We start from the raw sequence: 14,648 nt of genomic DNA on the forward strand, positions 1-14,648 counted from the left end.
ACGGGTGACACGGGCATGAGCGGACCGCTGGCAGGGCTGAGGGTTCTCGACTTTTCGACGCTGCTGCCAGGGCCGTTCGCGACCCTGGCGCTGGCAGACCTGGGCGCCGACGTGATCCGGATCGAGGCCCCCACGCGTGCCGATCCCGTGCGGCGGCTGGCACCGCAACGGCATGGCGTATCGGCCGTCCACGCCTGGCTCAACCGGAACAAGCGTTCGCTGGCACTGGATCTCAAGCAGCCTGAGGCCATCGGGATCGTGCAGCGGCTGCTGCGCACGCACGACATCGTGGTCGAGCAGTTCCGGCCCGGCGTCATGACCCGTCTGGGCCTCGGTTACGACCAGTTGCGCGCCATCCAGCCGGCGCTGATCTACTGCTCGATCACCGGCTACGGGCAGGACGGCCCCTACCGCGACCGCGCCGGCCACGACATCAACTACCTGGCCATTGCCGGCGCGGCCAGCTACAACGGCCATGACCATCCCGCCCCGCTGGGCATCCAGGTGGCCGATATCGCGGGCGGCAGCCTGCACGCCAGCGTGGCCATCCTGGCGGCACTGGCGCACCGGCACCGCACCGGCGAGGGCCAGCACGTGGATGTCAGCATGACCGACGCCGCGTTCAGCCTGAACGCCATGTCGGGTGCGGCCCACCTGGCCGGTGGCCCTGCTCCGCGCCCGGGGTCGGAGCGCTTGAACGGCGGCGCCTTCTATGACTACTACGCCACGGCCGACGGCCGGCATTTCTCGGTCGGCAGCCTGGAACCGCAGTTTCTGGAACGCTTCTGCGATGCGATGGGGCATCCGGAATGGTTCGCGCTGGCGCACGCCGACATGCCACGCCTGAAGCGCGAGATCGCCCACGTGTTCCGCAGCCAGCCATATACGCATTGGTGCGCGGTGTTTGCCAAGGTGGACTGCTGCGTGGAACCCGTTCTCACGCTGGAGGAGTCCGCCTGCCATCCGCAGTTGCGTGCGCGTCGCATGGTGGTCGATGTGCCCGTCACTGACCCGGGCGATGCGGACACGCTGCCGCAGATTGCCCATCCCGTGCGCTATTCGGCAACGCCGCCGGCCTATCGCCATGCCGGCGAGACGCTTGGCCGACAGAGCCGGGCCATCCTGGCCGAGCTGGGCTATGGCGACGACGAAGTCACCGCCCTGGCCCGCGCAGGCGTCATCGCGCCGGGCGACGCGACATAAAAGACCAGACCTGGGAGACTGACATGCAGCACAGCAGGAGACATTGGATGGGCCAGGCCGCGGCATTGGGCGGCGCGGCGGCATTGGCAAGCTGGCCCGCCCGGGCCGACAGCACCTATCCAGGCCGGCCGTTACGGCTGGTCGTACCGTATCCGGCGGGTGGCGGTGCCGATACCATCGCGCGGCTGATCGGGCAGCAGCTGGCGCAGGCCTGGAAGCAACCGGTGGTGGTCGACAACAAGCCCGGCGCCAGCGGCATCCTTGGCAACGACATCGTCGCCAAGGCCGCGCCCGACGGGTACACGCTGTTGCTGGCCATCACCGCGATGATCCAGTCGCCCAGCCTGTACCGGAAGATGCCATACAACGTGGAGCGGGATTTCCTGCCCGTGTCGCTGGTAGCGCGTTCGTCCGACCTGTTCGTGGTGCCGTCGCGCGTGCCCGCGCGCACGCTTGCCGAGTTCATCGCGCTGGCCAAGGCCAGCCCGGGCAAGCTCAGCTACGGCTCGTACGGCAACGGCACGTCGTCGCACCTGCATGGCGAGCAGTTCAAGATCCAGGCCGGCATCGACATCATCCATATTCCGTACAAGGGTGCGGCGCCGCTGGTCAGCGACATCCTTGGCGGTCAGGTGGATGCCGCGTTTGTCGATGTCACGTCGGCCAACAGCTACCTGGCCGGCGGCAAGTTTCGCGTGCTGGGCATCACGGGCACGCAGCGGCACGCGGCGCTGCCAGCCGTCCCCACGTTCTCGGAGGCCGGCCTGCGCGGATTCGAGCCCAATGGCTGGTTCGGCATCTTCCTGCCCGCCGGTACGCCACAGCCGATTGCCGACCGGCTGGCGGCCGAAATCGGCCGCATCGTGAAGCAGCCCGACGTGTCGCAGCGGCTTGCCGCCATGGGCCTGCAGCCGGTGGCCTCCAGCCCGGCCGAACTGGCCACGGTGGTCAGCAACGACACCCCGAAATGGGCGGAAATCGTGCGCACGGCACGCATCCAGCTCGACTGAAGCCCTGACGGGCAGGCGGGAAGCGGGCCGGCGTGCCCGCTATCGCTTCAACAAAGCCCACCTTCAACAAATGCAAATTGCCTGACCGGCGGGCGTGCCGCAAAGTCTCCCCAACAACAGCCTGATACAGAAACAGGAGGAGACCATGCTGCGAATCATGCTTGCCGGCGCCGTGCTGGCGCTGGCCCACGGAGCGGCCCTGGCCGACACCTATCCCTCGCGCCCGGTGCGGCTGCTGGTGGGCTATGCGCCGGGCGGCCCCGTTGACACCGCCGCGCGCATTTACGCGGACTACATGGGCCGCGTGCTCAAGCAGCCGGTCATCGTCGACAACCGCGCCGGCGCCAGCGGCGCTATCGCGGCCGGCATGACCACCAGCGCCAAGCCCGACGGCTACACGCTCTACTTTGTGGCCAGCCCCACGATGACGATGACGCCGCTGATCCAGAAGTCGGTCAGCTTCAAGCCCGCGCAGGACTTCACCTACGTGGGTCTGATTACCGACTACACCAACGTCCTGCTCATCAACAAGGACTTCCCGGCCAAGAACGTCGACGAACTTGTGTCGTATGCGCGCAAGCATCCGGGCGATGTGAGCTTCGGGTCGGCCGGCATTGGCGCCTCGAACCACCTGTCCGCCGAACTGCTGGCGCAGATGACCGGCGTGAAGATGCTGCACGTGCCGTACAAAGGCAACGCACCGGCCATGGCCGACGTCATCAGCGGCAAGGTGACGTTCATGTTCGACATCACCGGCACCGCCATCGGCCATATCCAGGGCGGCAAGGTGCGCGCGCTGGCCGTGACGTCGAAGACCCGTAACGCCGCGCTGCCAACGGTGCCCACGCTGGTCGAGTCCGGGCTCAAGCAATATGACCTGACCGGCTGGTACGGGCTGGTCGGCCCGCTCGGCATGCCTGCCGATGTGACAGACCGGCTGGTCAAGGCCCAGCAGACCGTGGGCCAGGACCCGGCGTTCCGCGCCCGCATGGCCGACGGCGGCTACGACCTGAACATCACCGGCCCGGCGCCGCTGCAGGACCGTATCAAGAAGGAACTGGCCCTGTGGGGCAACGTGGTCAAGACAGCCAGGATCGAGGTGGAATAAGCTTGCCGCCCCCCCCGGGGCGCGCCGTTCCACCCCGGCGAAGTACCGCTTTCCCGATGGCGAATTGCGCGGCCCCCTGGCTGCCCATACACTGCGACGAGCCGGCATCGGTGTGACTGCGGGGCCGGCGCCACTCCGAAATCCACTCTGCAAAGGACTTGAGCGAGATGCCGCAGGACCGAGCCATCGCGAATCGCATCAGCGACATTCCCCGCCATTGGGCCGCCCATGCGCCCGACCACGTGGCCGTGCATGAAGGCGAGCGCACGGTGAGCTTTGCGCAGCTCTGGGAAGGCGTCGGGCTGGCGCGGCAGTATCTGGAGGACCAGGGCGTCGGCACCGGCGACCGGGTCATGATCACCGGCGAAAACTGCCTGGCGGTCATCACGCTGGTCTTTGCGCTATCCGAACTGGGCGCCTGGCCGGTGGTGACCAACGCCCGGCTGACGGCGCGCGAGATCGAGGAAATCCGCGCGCACTGCACGCCGCGGTTGATGCTGTTCACGCACGCCGCGTCCCCCGATGCGCTGCGCCACGGCCTGCGCTACCGCGCCCGCGAGATCGCCCCGCCGGGGCTGGGGCCGCTGATGGCTGCCGATGTGGACGCGCGCAGCGAGCGCGAGCCGCAGGCGCTGGCGCACGAGGTGGCCGCGCTGATCTACACGTCGGGCACCACGGGCCAGCCCAAAGGCGTGATGGTCACGCATCGCGGCCTGCTGCACTATGCGCGCGTCACCGCCGACACCCGCAGGATCGGGCCGGGCGACTGCGCCTACGCGGTGATGCCGATGTCCCATATCTTCGGGCTCGCCACGCTGCTGCTGGCAACCTTCCAGGGCGGCGGCAGCCTGTACCTGGTGGCCCGGTTCAATGTCACCGACGCCTGCGCCGCGCTGCAACGCGACGCGATCTCCATCCTGCAGGGCGTACCGGCCATGTTCAGCCGCATCCTGGTGCACCTGCAGAAGCAGGGCATCGCCACGCTGCACCCCACGCGGCTGCGCTATCTCTATACCGGCGGCGGCCCGCTGGAGCCCACGCTCAAGCGCAACGTCGAAGCCGTCTTCGGCCAGCCGCTGCACCATGGCTATGGCATGACCGAATACGCGGGTTCGTTGTTCATCACCCGCATGGACCGCCCGCGCAGCGACTGCTCGGCCGGCGAGATTGTCGAGGGGGCCGAACTGCGCATCGTCGATGCCAATGGCGAAACGGTGCCACCGGGCACGGCTGGCGAGCTATGGGTGAAAGGCCCGGGCGTCATGCGCGGCTACTATCGGGACCCCATCCAGACGGCGGAGGCCCTGCGCCCCGACGGCTGGCTCAACACGGGCGATATCGGCCGGCTGGGGCCCGATGGCGCGCTGTATATCGTCGGGCGCACGCGCGATCTGATCATCCGCTCGGGCTTCAGCGTCTATCCGATCGAGGTGGAATCGGTCATCAACACGCACCCGTCGGTGCGGATGTCGGCCGTGGTTGGCCGGCCCGCGGCCGATGGCAACGAGGAGATCGTGGCATTCGTGGAGTTGCGCGAGGGCGAGACCTTCGATGCTGCCGAACTGCACGCCTATCTTGCCGAGCGGCTGTCGCCGTACAAGCGGCCCGCGCAGATCGTGCGCGTACCGGCCATTCCCACTACCGCCAGCGGCAAGCTGCACAAGCACCAGTTGCGCGGCATCGTCGCCGAAATGGCCTAGCTTTCTGCACCCAAGCAGCCGGGCGCCCGTGCGCCCGGCCTTCAGGCCGGGTTGCCGGTGCCGTCTTCCACCAGCAGGTCCACCAGCTTGCGCGCGAAGACCGGCAGCGCGTCCAGGTCCGCCACGCAGATCTGCAGCTTGCGTTCGGCCCAGTCGTCCTCGATCTGCACGATATTCAGCGCCATGGTCTGCGCATGGCGGCGCGCGGTGCTCTCCGGCAGCACGCCGATGCCGACATTGGCCTCGATCATCCGGCCCGCCGTCTCGAAATTGCTGACCTGGATGCGCCAGTGCAACTGGCGCTGCAGGTCGGAGGCCGCGCGTTTCAGGAAGTTGTGGATCGCGCTTTCCTCGGGCAGGCCGATGAAGTCGTAGTCCAGCGTCTCGACAAACCGCACCCGCTTGCGCTGGGCCAGCGGGTGGCTCAGCGCCGTGGCCAGCACCAGGCGGTCCAGCCGGTACGGCATCACCTCCAGCCCGTCCATGTTGACGCCGCTGGCGGCGATGCCGATATCGACCATGCCTTCCTGCACGGCCCGCACGATGTCGGGGCTGAGCCGCTCGCGGATATCGACGGTCACGTCGGGATGATTGACCAGGTACGTACGCAACACCCCCGGCAGGAACTCGCTCATGGCCGTGGTGTTGGCGAACACCCGCACATGCCCCTTGATGCCGGACGCGTACTCCTGCAGGTCGCCGCTGAGCTGCTCGATCTGCCGCAGCACCCGGCGCGCGTGGGCCAGCAGCGTCTCGCCGGCGGGCGTGACCTTGACGCCCTGGCTGCTGCGGCTCAGCAGCTTGACGCCCACCTGCTCTTCCAGGTTCTTGATGCGCGTGCTGGCCGCCGGCAGCGACAGGTGGCAACGTTCTGCACCGCGGGTCAGGCTGCTGGCTTCCGCAATATGCGTGAAGAGATTCAGATCGACCAGATCGAAGCGCATGTCGTTGTCTCCAGGGTAACCAGCGATTATCCCCCGAACGCCGGCACTTTTTCCATTCTCGCAATTACCGAGAGGCCTTCACTGCCGGCGAATGCCGGATTCAAAACATGCAAATAGCCGCGCGGCCGCGCATCGGTCAAGCTGTGTCATCGAACCCTCATGGAGACACCCGATGGCAGAAGAACAGACCCTGCTGGTGGACATCGCCGACGGCATTGCCACGCTGACGCTGAACCGCCCCCAGAACAAGAACGCACTGAACGGTCCGATGCGCGACGCCCTGCGCGAAGCCGTGCAGCAGATCCGCGCCGATCGTACGGTGCGTGCCGTGGTGCTGCGCGGCGCCGGCACCGACTTCTGCTCCGGCGGCGATATCCGTGCGATGAACGTCACCGCTGCCGACGCCGGGCGCAATCGCATGGACGACCTGCACGGCTGGATCGCCCTGCTTGTCGATCTGGACCGCCCGGTCGTGGCCGCGGTGGATGGCGTGGCGTACGGCGCCGGGTTCAGCCTGGCATTGCTGGCCGATTTCATCGTGGCCACGCCGCGCGCGCGCTTTTGCATGCCGTTCATGAAGGTCGGCCTGGTGCCCGATTGCGGCGCACTGTACACGCTGCCGCGCGTGGTGGGCATGGCACGCGCCCGGGACCTGGTCTTCAGCGCGCGCGAAGTCGACGCCGAAGAAGCCCGGCAGATTGGCGCCGTGTTCGAGATCGTCGAACAGGACCAGCTTCACGCACGCGCCGGGCAGCTGGCACGTGGACTGGCCGGGACGTCGCCGACGGCGTTCGCGCTGACCAAGCGGGCGCTGAACCAGTCGAACGGCGCCGACGTGCGCGCCATGCTGGAGCTGGAATCGCTCGGCCAGGGCATCGCCTTTACCACGGACTACCACCACGAGGCCGTGCGCCGCTTCAAGGAAAAAGAGCCGCCGCTGTTCCAGTGGCCAAGTTCGGCTGCCTGATGTTTTGCTGCCATCTCACTCAGGTTTGCTCCCCTCTCCCACGGCGTGGGAGAGGGGAGCGCATAACGGCGGATATCGCATTGGCTTGACGCTCACCCCGCCGTAATCCCCGCCGTCTGGATCACCTTGCGCCACTTCTCGATTTCGCTGTGCAGGCGCTGGCGCATCTGGTCCTGCGTGCCGGCGTCCGCTTCGGCGCCAGCCTGCAGCAGCCGCTGCTTGACGCCGGCGTCCTTCATGGCGACGTTGAAATCGGCATTGATCTTGTCGAGGATCGGCTTCGGCGTCTGGGCCGGCGCGAACAGTGCGGCCCAGGAGTAGGCTTCGTAGCCGGGCAGCCCCGATTCGGCAACGGTCGGCACGTCGGGCAACATGCCCGAACGCTTGCGGCTGGCCACGCCCAGCACCTTGATGCGTCCCGACTTGATATGTTGCAGCGCGGTAGGCGCATCGCTGAACATCAGCTGCACCTGGCCGCCCAGCAGGTCATTCATGGCCGGCCCGCTGCCCTTGTACGGTACGTGCTGCAGCTTGGTACCCGCTTCCATGTTGAAGAGCTCGCCCGCCAGGTGCGTGCCGCCACCATTGCCTGACGACCCGTAGGCCAGCGTGTGGCCGCTTTTGGCGTAGGCGATCAGTTCCTTGATGTTGCTGGCCGGCACCGACGGATGCGCGACGACGAACACCGGGAACATCGCCGCAAAGCTGACCGGCGCAAAGTCCTTCTCGATGTCGTACGGCAGCTTGCCCATCAGCGATGGGTTGACCGCGTGATGGATCGACCCCAGGAACAGCGTGTAGCCATCGGGGGCTTCCTTGGCGGCGATGGTGGCGCCGATGGTGCCGCCCGCGCCAGCGCGGTTGTCGATGACGATCGGTTGCTTCCAGATCTCGCCCAGCTTCTGGCTGAAGATGCGCGCGGTGCTGTCCACCGGACCGCCAGGCGGAAATGGCACGATCACGCGCACGGGCTTGGCCGGCCACGTTTCCGTGGCGAACGACGCAAACGGGTACGCCGCGGCGCCGAACAGGCCGGCGGCCAACAGGCGTCGGCGCATGGCGGACGATGGGTTCATGCTGGGTCTCCTTGGGTCGACATCGAACCGGCCTGCTCCTGCAGCACACGCTTGAGGATCTTGCCGTTGTTATTGGTGGGCAGTTCGGCCAGCGCCACGATGCGCGCCGGCCGCTTGTACGGCGCCAGGCGGCCGCGCAAGTGGCTGCGCAGCGCTTCCGGTTCCAGCGCCGCGCCGGGGCGCAGTTCCACGAAGGCGACGATCTCCTCGTTGCCGTCGCCCTCGGCCACGCCGACCACGGCGGACCGCTGGATGCTCGGATGGGTGTTGAGCGCGGCCTCCACCTCGGCCGGGTAGACGTTGAAACCAGAGCGGATGATCATCTCCTTGAGGCGACCGACCACGAACAGCGCGCCATCGGCATGCATCTCGCCGAGGTCGCCGCTGGCGTACCAGCCGCCCTCGCGCATCACCGCTTCGGTGGCCGCCGCATCGCGGAAGTAGCCCGGCATCAGCCCCCTGCCCCGCAGCCAGAGTTCGCCGCGCTGGCCCAGCGGCAATGGCTGGCCGGTGGCGGGATCCGTCACCTGCACCTCGGCCTCGGCCACGGCATAGCCGGCGCTGGTATCGGCGCGCTGCTCGCCCAGACGCGTCACATGGACCGATCCCGCATATTCGGACAGGCCATAGCCATGGTGCAGCGTCAGGCCGAACGTTGCTTCCACGCGCGTCTTCAGCGACAGGTCGAGCGGACCCGCGCCGGTGTAGAGATAGCGCAGCGCCGGAGCCACCGGCTGCGCGATGCCCTGTTCCTGCAGGTAAGCCAGCAGCCGCGAGAACAGCGTGGGCGGCCCCTGCAACTGCGACACGCCGTGACGGGCCAGTGCGTCGAGCAGATCGGCGGGATCGAACTGCGGCCGCATCACCAGCTGGGCGCCGGCCAGCAGCGAACTGAGCAGCACCGTGCCCAGGCCGAAGATATGGGTCATCGGCACGAAGGCATAGCTGCGGTCGGCCGGCCCCAGCGCGCGGGCATCGCGCGTCACTCGAGCGAAATGGATCAGGGCGTCATGCGTCAGCATCACGCCCTTGGGCTCGCCCGTGGTGCCCGATGTGAAGATCAGGGCGGCCACGTCGTCGCGCAGCGGCGCCGGCTCCTGCAGGGCATCGGCACGCACCGCCGACCGATGCATGCCCGGCAGCGACGACGGTGCGGCCCCGAAGCGTTGCGCGTGCGCGGCGGCGGCGCGCGACGCCGCGGCGGTGAAGTACACCAGCCGGGCATCGGCACGGGCGGCGAAGGCATCGATCTCACCGTCGGCCATGCGGGCATTGACGCCGCACGACCACGCGCCCACGCGGCTGCACCCCAGGATCAGCGCGGCGTGCTCGGGACAGTTCTCGGCCACCACCATCACGCGGTCACCGGGCCGCACGTCGAGTTCGCGCAGTTCCGCCTCGGCCGTGTCCGTCAGCGCGCCCAGATCGGCAAAGCTCAGGCTGCGGCCGTCCGGCAGGTGGAGAAACGGTTGATCGGGGGCCTCGGCCAACCAATGGTCAAGCAGCTCATGAATCCGGGTGGTCACGCTAGCCGTCCTTGCTGAATGCGATGAAGAGGTTCGCGCAGCATGGCGCCAAAGCCGGGCAGGCGCCATTCGTAAATCACAAGGGCCGGCTTCGCTGGCCTGAAACCGCGCTGCGGAATGCGGCGGCCGCGCATTTCGGTATCCGGAAGGCTGGATTCGGCAATCTCGAACCAGCGTGGCGTACACGCCCATAGAATCGTTTTCACTGACCGGAGACAGTTCATGGACCTGCGTTTCACAAGAGAAGAAGAAGCCTTTCGCGAGGAAGTCGGCGCCTTTGTGCGGACCAGCCTGCCCGCCGACATCCGCGACAAGGTGCTGGGCCATCGCCGCGTGGAGAAGGACGACTATGTGCGCTGGCACCGCATCCTGCACGCCCAGGGCTGGGGGGCGCCGACGTGGCCCACCGAGTGGGGCGGCACGGGCTGGAACGCGCTGCAGCGCCTGATCTTCGAGATCGAGACCCTTCGCGCCGGCGCGCCGCGCATGCTGCCGTTCGGGCTGACGATGATCGGCCCCGTGCTGATGAAGTACGCCAGCGCCGAGCACAAGGCCCGCTTCCTGCCCCGCATCCCGACCGTGGAAGACTTCTGGTGTCAGGGCTATTCCGAGCCCGGCGCCGGCTCCGACCTGGCATCGCTGCGGACCCGCGCGGTGCGCAAGGGCGACAAGTACATCGTCAACGGTCAGAAGACCTGGACGACGATGGCCCACTTTGCCGACTGGATCTTCTGCCTCGTACGCACGGACGCCGAGGCCAAGCCGCAGGAAGGCATCTCGATGCTGCTGATCGACATGAAGTCGCCGGGGGTGACGGTACGGCCGATCAAGACGCTGGACGGCGGCCATGACGTGAACGAAACCTGGTTCGAGGACGTCGAGGTGCCGGTGGAAAACCTGCTGGGCGAGGAAAACAAGGGCTGGACCTACGCCAAGTACCTGCTGGGGCACGAACGCACCGGCATTGCCGGCATCGGCCACTGCTATCGCGAATTGCGCCAGTTGCGGCACTACGCGGCCGAGACCACCGACGGCCGGGGCCGCCCGCTGATCGAGGACCTGCGCATGCGCGACAAGATCGCCGGCGTGGAGATGGATCTGCTGGCGCTTGAAATGCTGCTGCTGCGCGTCGCCACCCAGGCAGCCGGCACACCCGGTCCCGAGGCGTCGATCGTCAAGATTCGAGGCTCCGAACTGCAGCAGGACATTGCGATGCTGCAGATGGAAGTGGCTGGCCCGAATGGCTGGCCGTATTCGCCGGACTGGATGGAGCCCGGCGTGCCGCAGCCCGTGAGCGGCCCGGACTGGGCCGCGCCCGCCGCATCCACCTATTACGACATGCGCAAGACCACGATCTACGGCGGCTCGACCGAAGTCCAGAAAAACATCATCTCGAAGATGATCATCGGTTTCTAACGCAGGGGACGACAGGCATGGATTTCACTTACAGCGAAGAACAGCAGATGCTGGCCGACAGCCTGCGCCGCTTTGTCGCATCCGAGTATTCGTTCGAACATCGCCGCCGCAATGCGCGCGAGCACGGCGGCTTCGACCGTGCCACGTGGCGGCAACTGGCCGACATGGGCGTGCTGGGCCTGACCGTTCCGGCGGACCACGGCGGCTTTGGCGAGGGCGCGGCCAGCCAGGTGGTGGTGCAACGCGAACTGGGCCGCGGGCTGGTGCAGGAGCCCGTAATTCCGGCGGCCATTGCCACGGCCATCCTGGCGCACCATGCGTCGGCCGCGCAGCAGGCCGAATGGCTGCCCGCCATCGCCGATGGCAGCAAGGTGCTGGCGCTGGCCTATCTGGAACCCGCCACGCGCTATCGGCTGGACGCGGCGCAGACCGTGGCGCGCCAGCGCGGGCCGAACGGCTACGTGCTGAGCGGCGCGAAGTCGGTGGTGTGGCATGGCGGTGCGGCAGATACCTACCTGGTCTCGGCGAAGCTCGATGGCACGCTGGCGCTGTTCCTGGTCAGCCGCGACGCGCCGGGGCTGACCGTGACCGCCTACCCGACCATCGACCGCCTGACCGGCGCGGACCTGAAGCTGACCGATGTGCCGGCCACGCTGGTCACCGTCGACGGGCTGCAGGCGCTCGAACTCGGCATCGACCACGGCATTGCCGCGCAGTGCGCGGCGGCGGCCGGCGCGATGGAGCGGCTGATCGAGATCACTGCCGAATACCTGGGCGCGCGCAAGCAGTTCGGCAAGCCGCTGGCATCGTTCCAGGCGCTGCAGCACCGCATGGCTGACATGCTGCTGCAGAAGGAACTGGCGCTGTCGATGGCCTACGTGGCCGCGCAGGGGCTGGATGCCACCGACGCCGACGAACGCCGTCGCAAGGTATCGGCCGCCAAGGTGGTCACGGCACGCGCGGCACGCCTTGTCGGCCAGCAGGCCGTGCAGCTGCATGGCGGCATGGGCATGACCGACGAACTCGAAGTTGGCGACTATTTCAAGGCGCTGGCCATGACCGATGTGCTGCTCGGCGACACCGACCTGCACAGGGAACGCTACAGCGCCTCCATGGCCCCTATCGCCCCCATCGCCCCCATGGCGGCCTGATCCGCACACCAGACATCAGAAGGAAGACACATCCATGAGCATCCATGGCAAGGCATACATTGTCGGCGCCTACGAGCACCCGACCCGGAAGGCACCGGACAAGACCGTGCCGCAACTGCACGCCGAAAGCGCCCGCGGCGCGCTGGAAGACGCCGGCCTGACGCTGGCCGACGTGGACGGCTACTTCTGCGCGGGCGACGCGCCCGGCCTGGGCATGGTCAACATGGTCGACTACCTGGGACTGAACGCGCGCCATGTGGATTCGAGCGAAATGGGCGGATCGTCCTATATCGCGCACGTCTCGCACGCGGCGCAGGCGATTGCCGCCGGCAAGTGCAACGTGGCGCTGATCACGCTGGCCGGGCGTCCACGCTCGGAGGGCTCCAGCGGCACGCAGGCCCGCAACTGGGGCGCGAACCTGCCCGACCAGCCGTTCGAGGCGCCGTTCAGCCCCGTCACCGTCAACCTGTACGCGATGGTGGCGCAGCGCCACATGTACGAGTTCGGCACCACGCCCGAACAGCTGGCGTGGATCAAGGTGGCCGCCTCGCATCACGCACAGCACAACCCCAACGCGATGTTGCGTGAATTGGTGACGGTCGAGGACGTACTGAACTCGCCGATGATCTCCGACCCGCTGCACCGGCTGGACTGCTGCGTGGTATCCGACGGCGGCGGTGCGCTGGTGGTGGCGCGCCCCGAGATTGCGGCGAAGCTGAACCGGCCGAAGATCAAGGTGCTGGGCGCGGGCGAACACGTCAAGGGCCTGCTCGGCGGCCAGGTGGACCTGTCATGGTCGGCCGCCCGCGTGTCCGGCGCGGCAGCCTTTGCCGAGGCTGGCGTCACCCCGTCCGATATCCAGTACGCATCGATCTACGACAGCTTCACCATCACCGTGCTGATGCAGCTGGAAGACCTGGGCTTCTGCAAGAAAGGCGAAGGCGGCAAGTTCGTGATGGACGGCAACCTGATCTCGGGCGTGGGCAAGCTGCCGGTCAACACCGATGGCGGCGGGCTGTGCAACAACCACCCGGCCAACCGCGGCGGCATCACCAAGGTGATCGAGGCCGTACGCCAGCTGCGCGGCGAGGCCCATCCGGCCGTGCAGGTCAAGAACTGCCAGCTTGCGCTGGCCCAGGGGACCGGCGGCTACATGGGATCGCGCCATGGCTCGGCCACCCTGATCCTGGAACGCGAATAAGCGCGAGGCTAACCATGACCACTCCCTACGTTCCCACCGTTCTCAAGTCCCCGGACGAACTGCCCGACAACGCGCCGTTCTGGCAAGCCGCCCGCGAAGGCCGCCTGCTGGTGCGCCACTGCAAGTCGTGCGGCAAGCCCCACTGGTATCCGCGTGCGTTGTGCCCGTTCTGCATGGGCGACACCGACTGGAAGGACGCCAGCGGCCTGGGCGAGATCTACTCGTTCAGCATCACCCGCCGCGCGGGCCCCAATCCGTTCTGCATCGCCTATGTGAAGCTCGATGAAGGCGTGACCATGCTCACCCATATCGTCGATACGGACCTGGACAGCGTGCGCATCGGCCAGCGCGTGAAGGTGCGATTTGCCGAGACCGAAGGCGGCGCGCCCGTGCCCGTCTTCGCGCCGGCCGAAGCGTCCTGAGCGGAGCAGCCGATGGCCATCCGCTACCAGCACCTGCGCAACCGCGCCTTTCCCCCGGTGCGCCAGCACTACACGATGCGCGACACCATGCTGTACGCGCTGAGCCTGGGCCTGGGCAACGACCCGATGAACGGGTCGGCCCTGCCCTTCGTCTACGAAGGCACGCCGGGCGGGCTGCGCGCGCTGCCGTCGCAGGCCGTGGTGCTGGGCTATCCCGGCTTCTGGGCCCGCGAGCCCGATACCGGCATCGACTGGGTCAAGCTGTTGCACGGCGAGCAGCGGCTGCGGCTGCATTGCCCGCTGCCCGCCGATGCCGAGGTGGTGGGTCATAACCGCATCACCCACCTGACCGACAAGGGCGCAGGCAAAGGCGCCATCATGGTCACGGAGCGCCGGCTGGAAACCGTACAAGGCGAGTTGCTGGCCACCATCCAGCAAGTGTCGTTCCTGCGCGGCGACGGCGGCTACAGCTCGCTCGATGGCGGCCAACCCAGCGACGAACCGCTGCCGGCACTGCGCCCGGTGCCCGAAGACCGTCCGCCCGATTTCGTCGATACCCAGCCCACGCGGCCCGAGGCGGCGCTACTGTACCGCCTGATGGGCGACTTTAATCCGCTACACGCCGATCCTGCCGTGGCCGGCGCAGCCGGATTCGAGCGGCCGATTCTGCATGGCCTGGCCAGCTACGGGCTGGTGGCCCACGCGTTGCTGCGCCAATGCGCGGGGCATGACCCGGCACGGCTGCGCGCGTTCGATATCCGCTTTGCCGCGCCGGTGTTCCCCGGGGAGACGCTGGTGACGGAGATCTGGCGCGACCCGCAACATGCCGGCCAGTTCCAGCTGCGCGCCAGGGTGCTGGAGCGCGACAAGGTCGTGCTCAGCCATGGCTGGGCCGAGATTGCCTGATTGCCCGCCCGCCCAATT

At 67.7% G+C, this 14,648-nt stretch carries 13 protein-coding genes; 10 read left to right on the top strand and 3 right to left on the bottom strand.

All coding sequences use genetic code 11. The features are described 5' to 3' along the window. Positions 1–15 precede the first annotated feature (15 nt). The 4 genes from AC3FJ6_RS15290 (at position 16) to AC3FJ6_RS15305 (ending at position 5,021) form a co-directional block, all read left to right on the top strand. On the top strand, positions 16–1,203 hold the full coding sequence (locus tag AC3FJ6_RS15290) for a CaiB/BaiF CoA transferase family protein (RefSeq protein WP_488772683.1): 1,188 nt from the start codon (positions 16–18) through the stop codon (positions 1,201–1,203). Between the two features lie 23 nt (positions 1,204–1,226). After that, positions 1,227–2,213, top strand: a complete 987-nt coding sequence (locus AC3FJ6_RS15295) for a tripartite tricarboxylate transporter substrate binding protein (RefSeq protein WP_488772684.1) — start codon at positions 1,227–1,229, stop codon at positions 2,211–2,213. A 145-nt stretch (positions 2,214–2,358) separates the two neighbouring features. Then, on the top strand, positions 2,359–3,321 hold the full coding sequence (locus tag AC3FJ6_RS15300) for a Bug family tripartite tricarboxylate transporter substrate binding protein (RefSeq protein WP_153949426.1): 963 nt from the start codon (positions 2,359–2,361) through the stop codon (positions 3,319–3,321). A gap of 167 nt (positions 3,322–3,488) precedes the next feature. After that, entirely contained in the window at positions 3,489–5,021 is a 1,533-nt protein-coding gene (locus AC3FJ6_RS15305; RefSeq protein ID WP_488772685.1) for a class I adenylate-forming enzyme family protein, read from the top strand. A 41-nt stretch (positions 5,022–5,062) separates the two neighbouring features. On the opposite strand, the gene AC3FJ6_RS15310 is transcribed toward AC3FJ6_RS15305, so the two are convergent. After that, positions 5,063–5,965, bottom strand: coding sequence for a LysR family transcriptional regulator (locus tag AC3FJ6_RS15310; protein WP_153949424.1), 903 nt, complete (start codon positions 5,963–5,965; stop codon positions 5,063–5,065). 172 nt (positions 5,966–6,137) lie between these two features. Here AC3FJ6_RS15310 and AC3FJ6_RS15315 point away from each other — a divergent pair, with 172 nt between their 5' ends. Continuing rightward, positions 6,138–6,932: an enoyl-CoA hydratase/isomerase family protein gene (locus AC3FJ6_RS15315; RefSeq protein ID WP_488772686.1), complete on the top strand. Its 795-nt coding sequence runs from the start codon at positions 6,138–6,140 to the stop codon at positions 6,930–6,932. 92 nt (positions 6,933–7,024) lie between these two features. Here AC3FJ6_RS15315 and AC3FJ6_RS15320 read toward each other — a convergent pair whose 3' ends face one another. After that, positions 7,025–8,008: a tripartite tricarboxylate transporter substrate binding protein gene (locus AC3FJ6_RS15320; protein ID WP_488772687.1), complete on the bottom strand. Its 984-nt coding sequence runs from the start codon at positions 8,006–8,008 to the stop codon at positions 7,025–7,027. Beyond that, positions 8,005–9,534 carry a class I adenylate-forming enzyme family protein gene (locus tag AC3FJ6_RS15325; RefSeq protein WP_488772688.1) on the bottom strand — a complete coding sequence of 510 codons (1,530 nt, stop codon included), beginning with the start codon at positions 9,532–9,534 and terminating at the stop codon, positions 8,005–8,007. Before AC3FJ6_RS15325 ends, AC3FJ6_RS15320 begins: the two co-directional genes overlap by 4 nt. Before the next feature lie 222 nt (positions 9,535–9,756). Here AC3FJ6_RS15325 and AC3FJ6_RS15330 point away from each other — a divergent pair, with 222 nt between their 5' ends. From AC3FJ6_RS15330 to AC3FJ6_RS15350, 5 genes are read left to right on the top strand one after another with little or no spacing between them, the layout of a single operon-like run. Then, entirely contained in the window at positions 9,757–10,950 is a 1,194-nt protein-coding gene (locus AC3FJ6_RS15330; protein ID WP_488772689.1) for an acyl-CoA dehydrogenase family protein, read from the top strand. 17 nt (positions 10,951–10,967) lie between these two features. Then, complete coding sequence (locus tag AC3FJ6_RS15335) at positions 10,968–12,101, top strand: acyl-CoA dehydrogenase family protein (RefSeq protein ID WP_488772690.1); 1,134 nt, start codon at positions 10,968–10,970, stop codon at positions 12,099–12,101. Between the two features lie 34 nt (positions 12,102–12,135). Beyond that, positions 12,136–13,302: a thiolase domain-containing protein gene (locus tag AC3FJ6_RS15340; RefSeq protein WP_153949419.1), complete on the top strand. Its 1,167-nt coding sequence runs from the start codon at positions 12,136–12,138 to the stop codon at positions 13,300–13,302. A gap of 14 nt (positions 13,303–13,316) precedes the next feature. Then, positions 13,317–13,724 carry a Zn-ribbon domain-containing OB-fold protein gene (locus AC3FJ6_RS15345; RefSeq protein WP_153949418.1) on the top strand — a complete coding sequence of 136 codons (408 nt, stop codon included), beginning with the start codon at positions 13,317–13,319 and terminating at the stop codon, positions 13,722–13,724. A 12-nt stretch (positions 13,725–13,736) separates the two neighbouring features. Further along, entirely contained in the window at positions 13,737–14,630 is an 894-nt protein-coding gene (locus tag AC3FJ6_RS15350; RefSeq protein WP_488772691.1) for a MaoC family dehydratase, read from the top strand. Positions 14,631–14,648 lie beyond the last annotated feature (18 nt).

The sequence above is a fragment of the Cupriavidus sp. 94F1 genome (assembly GCF_057798875.1).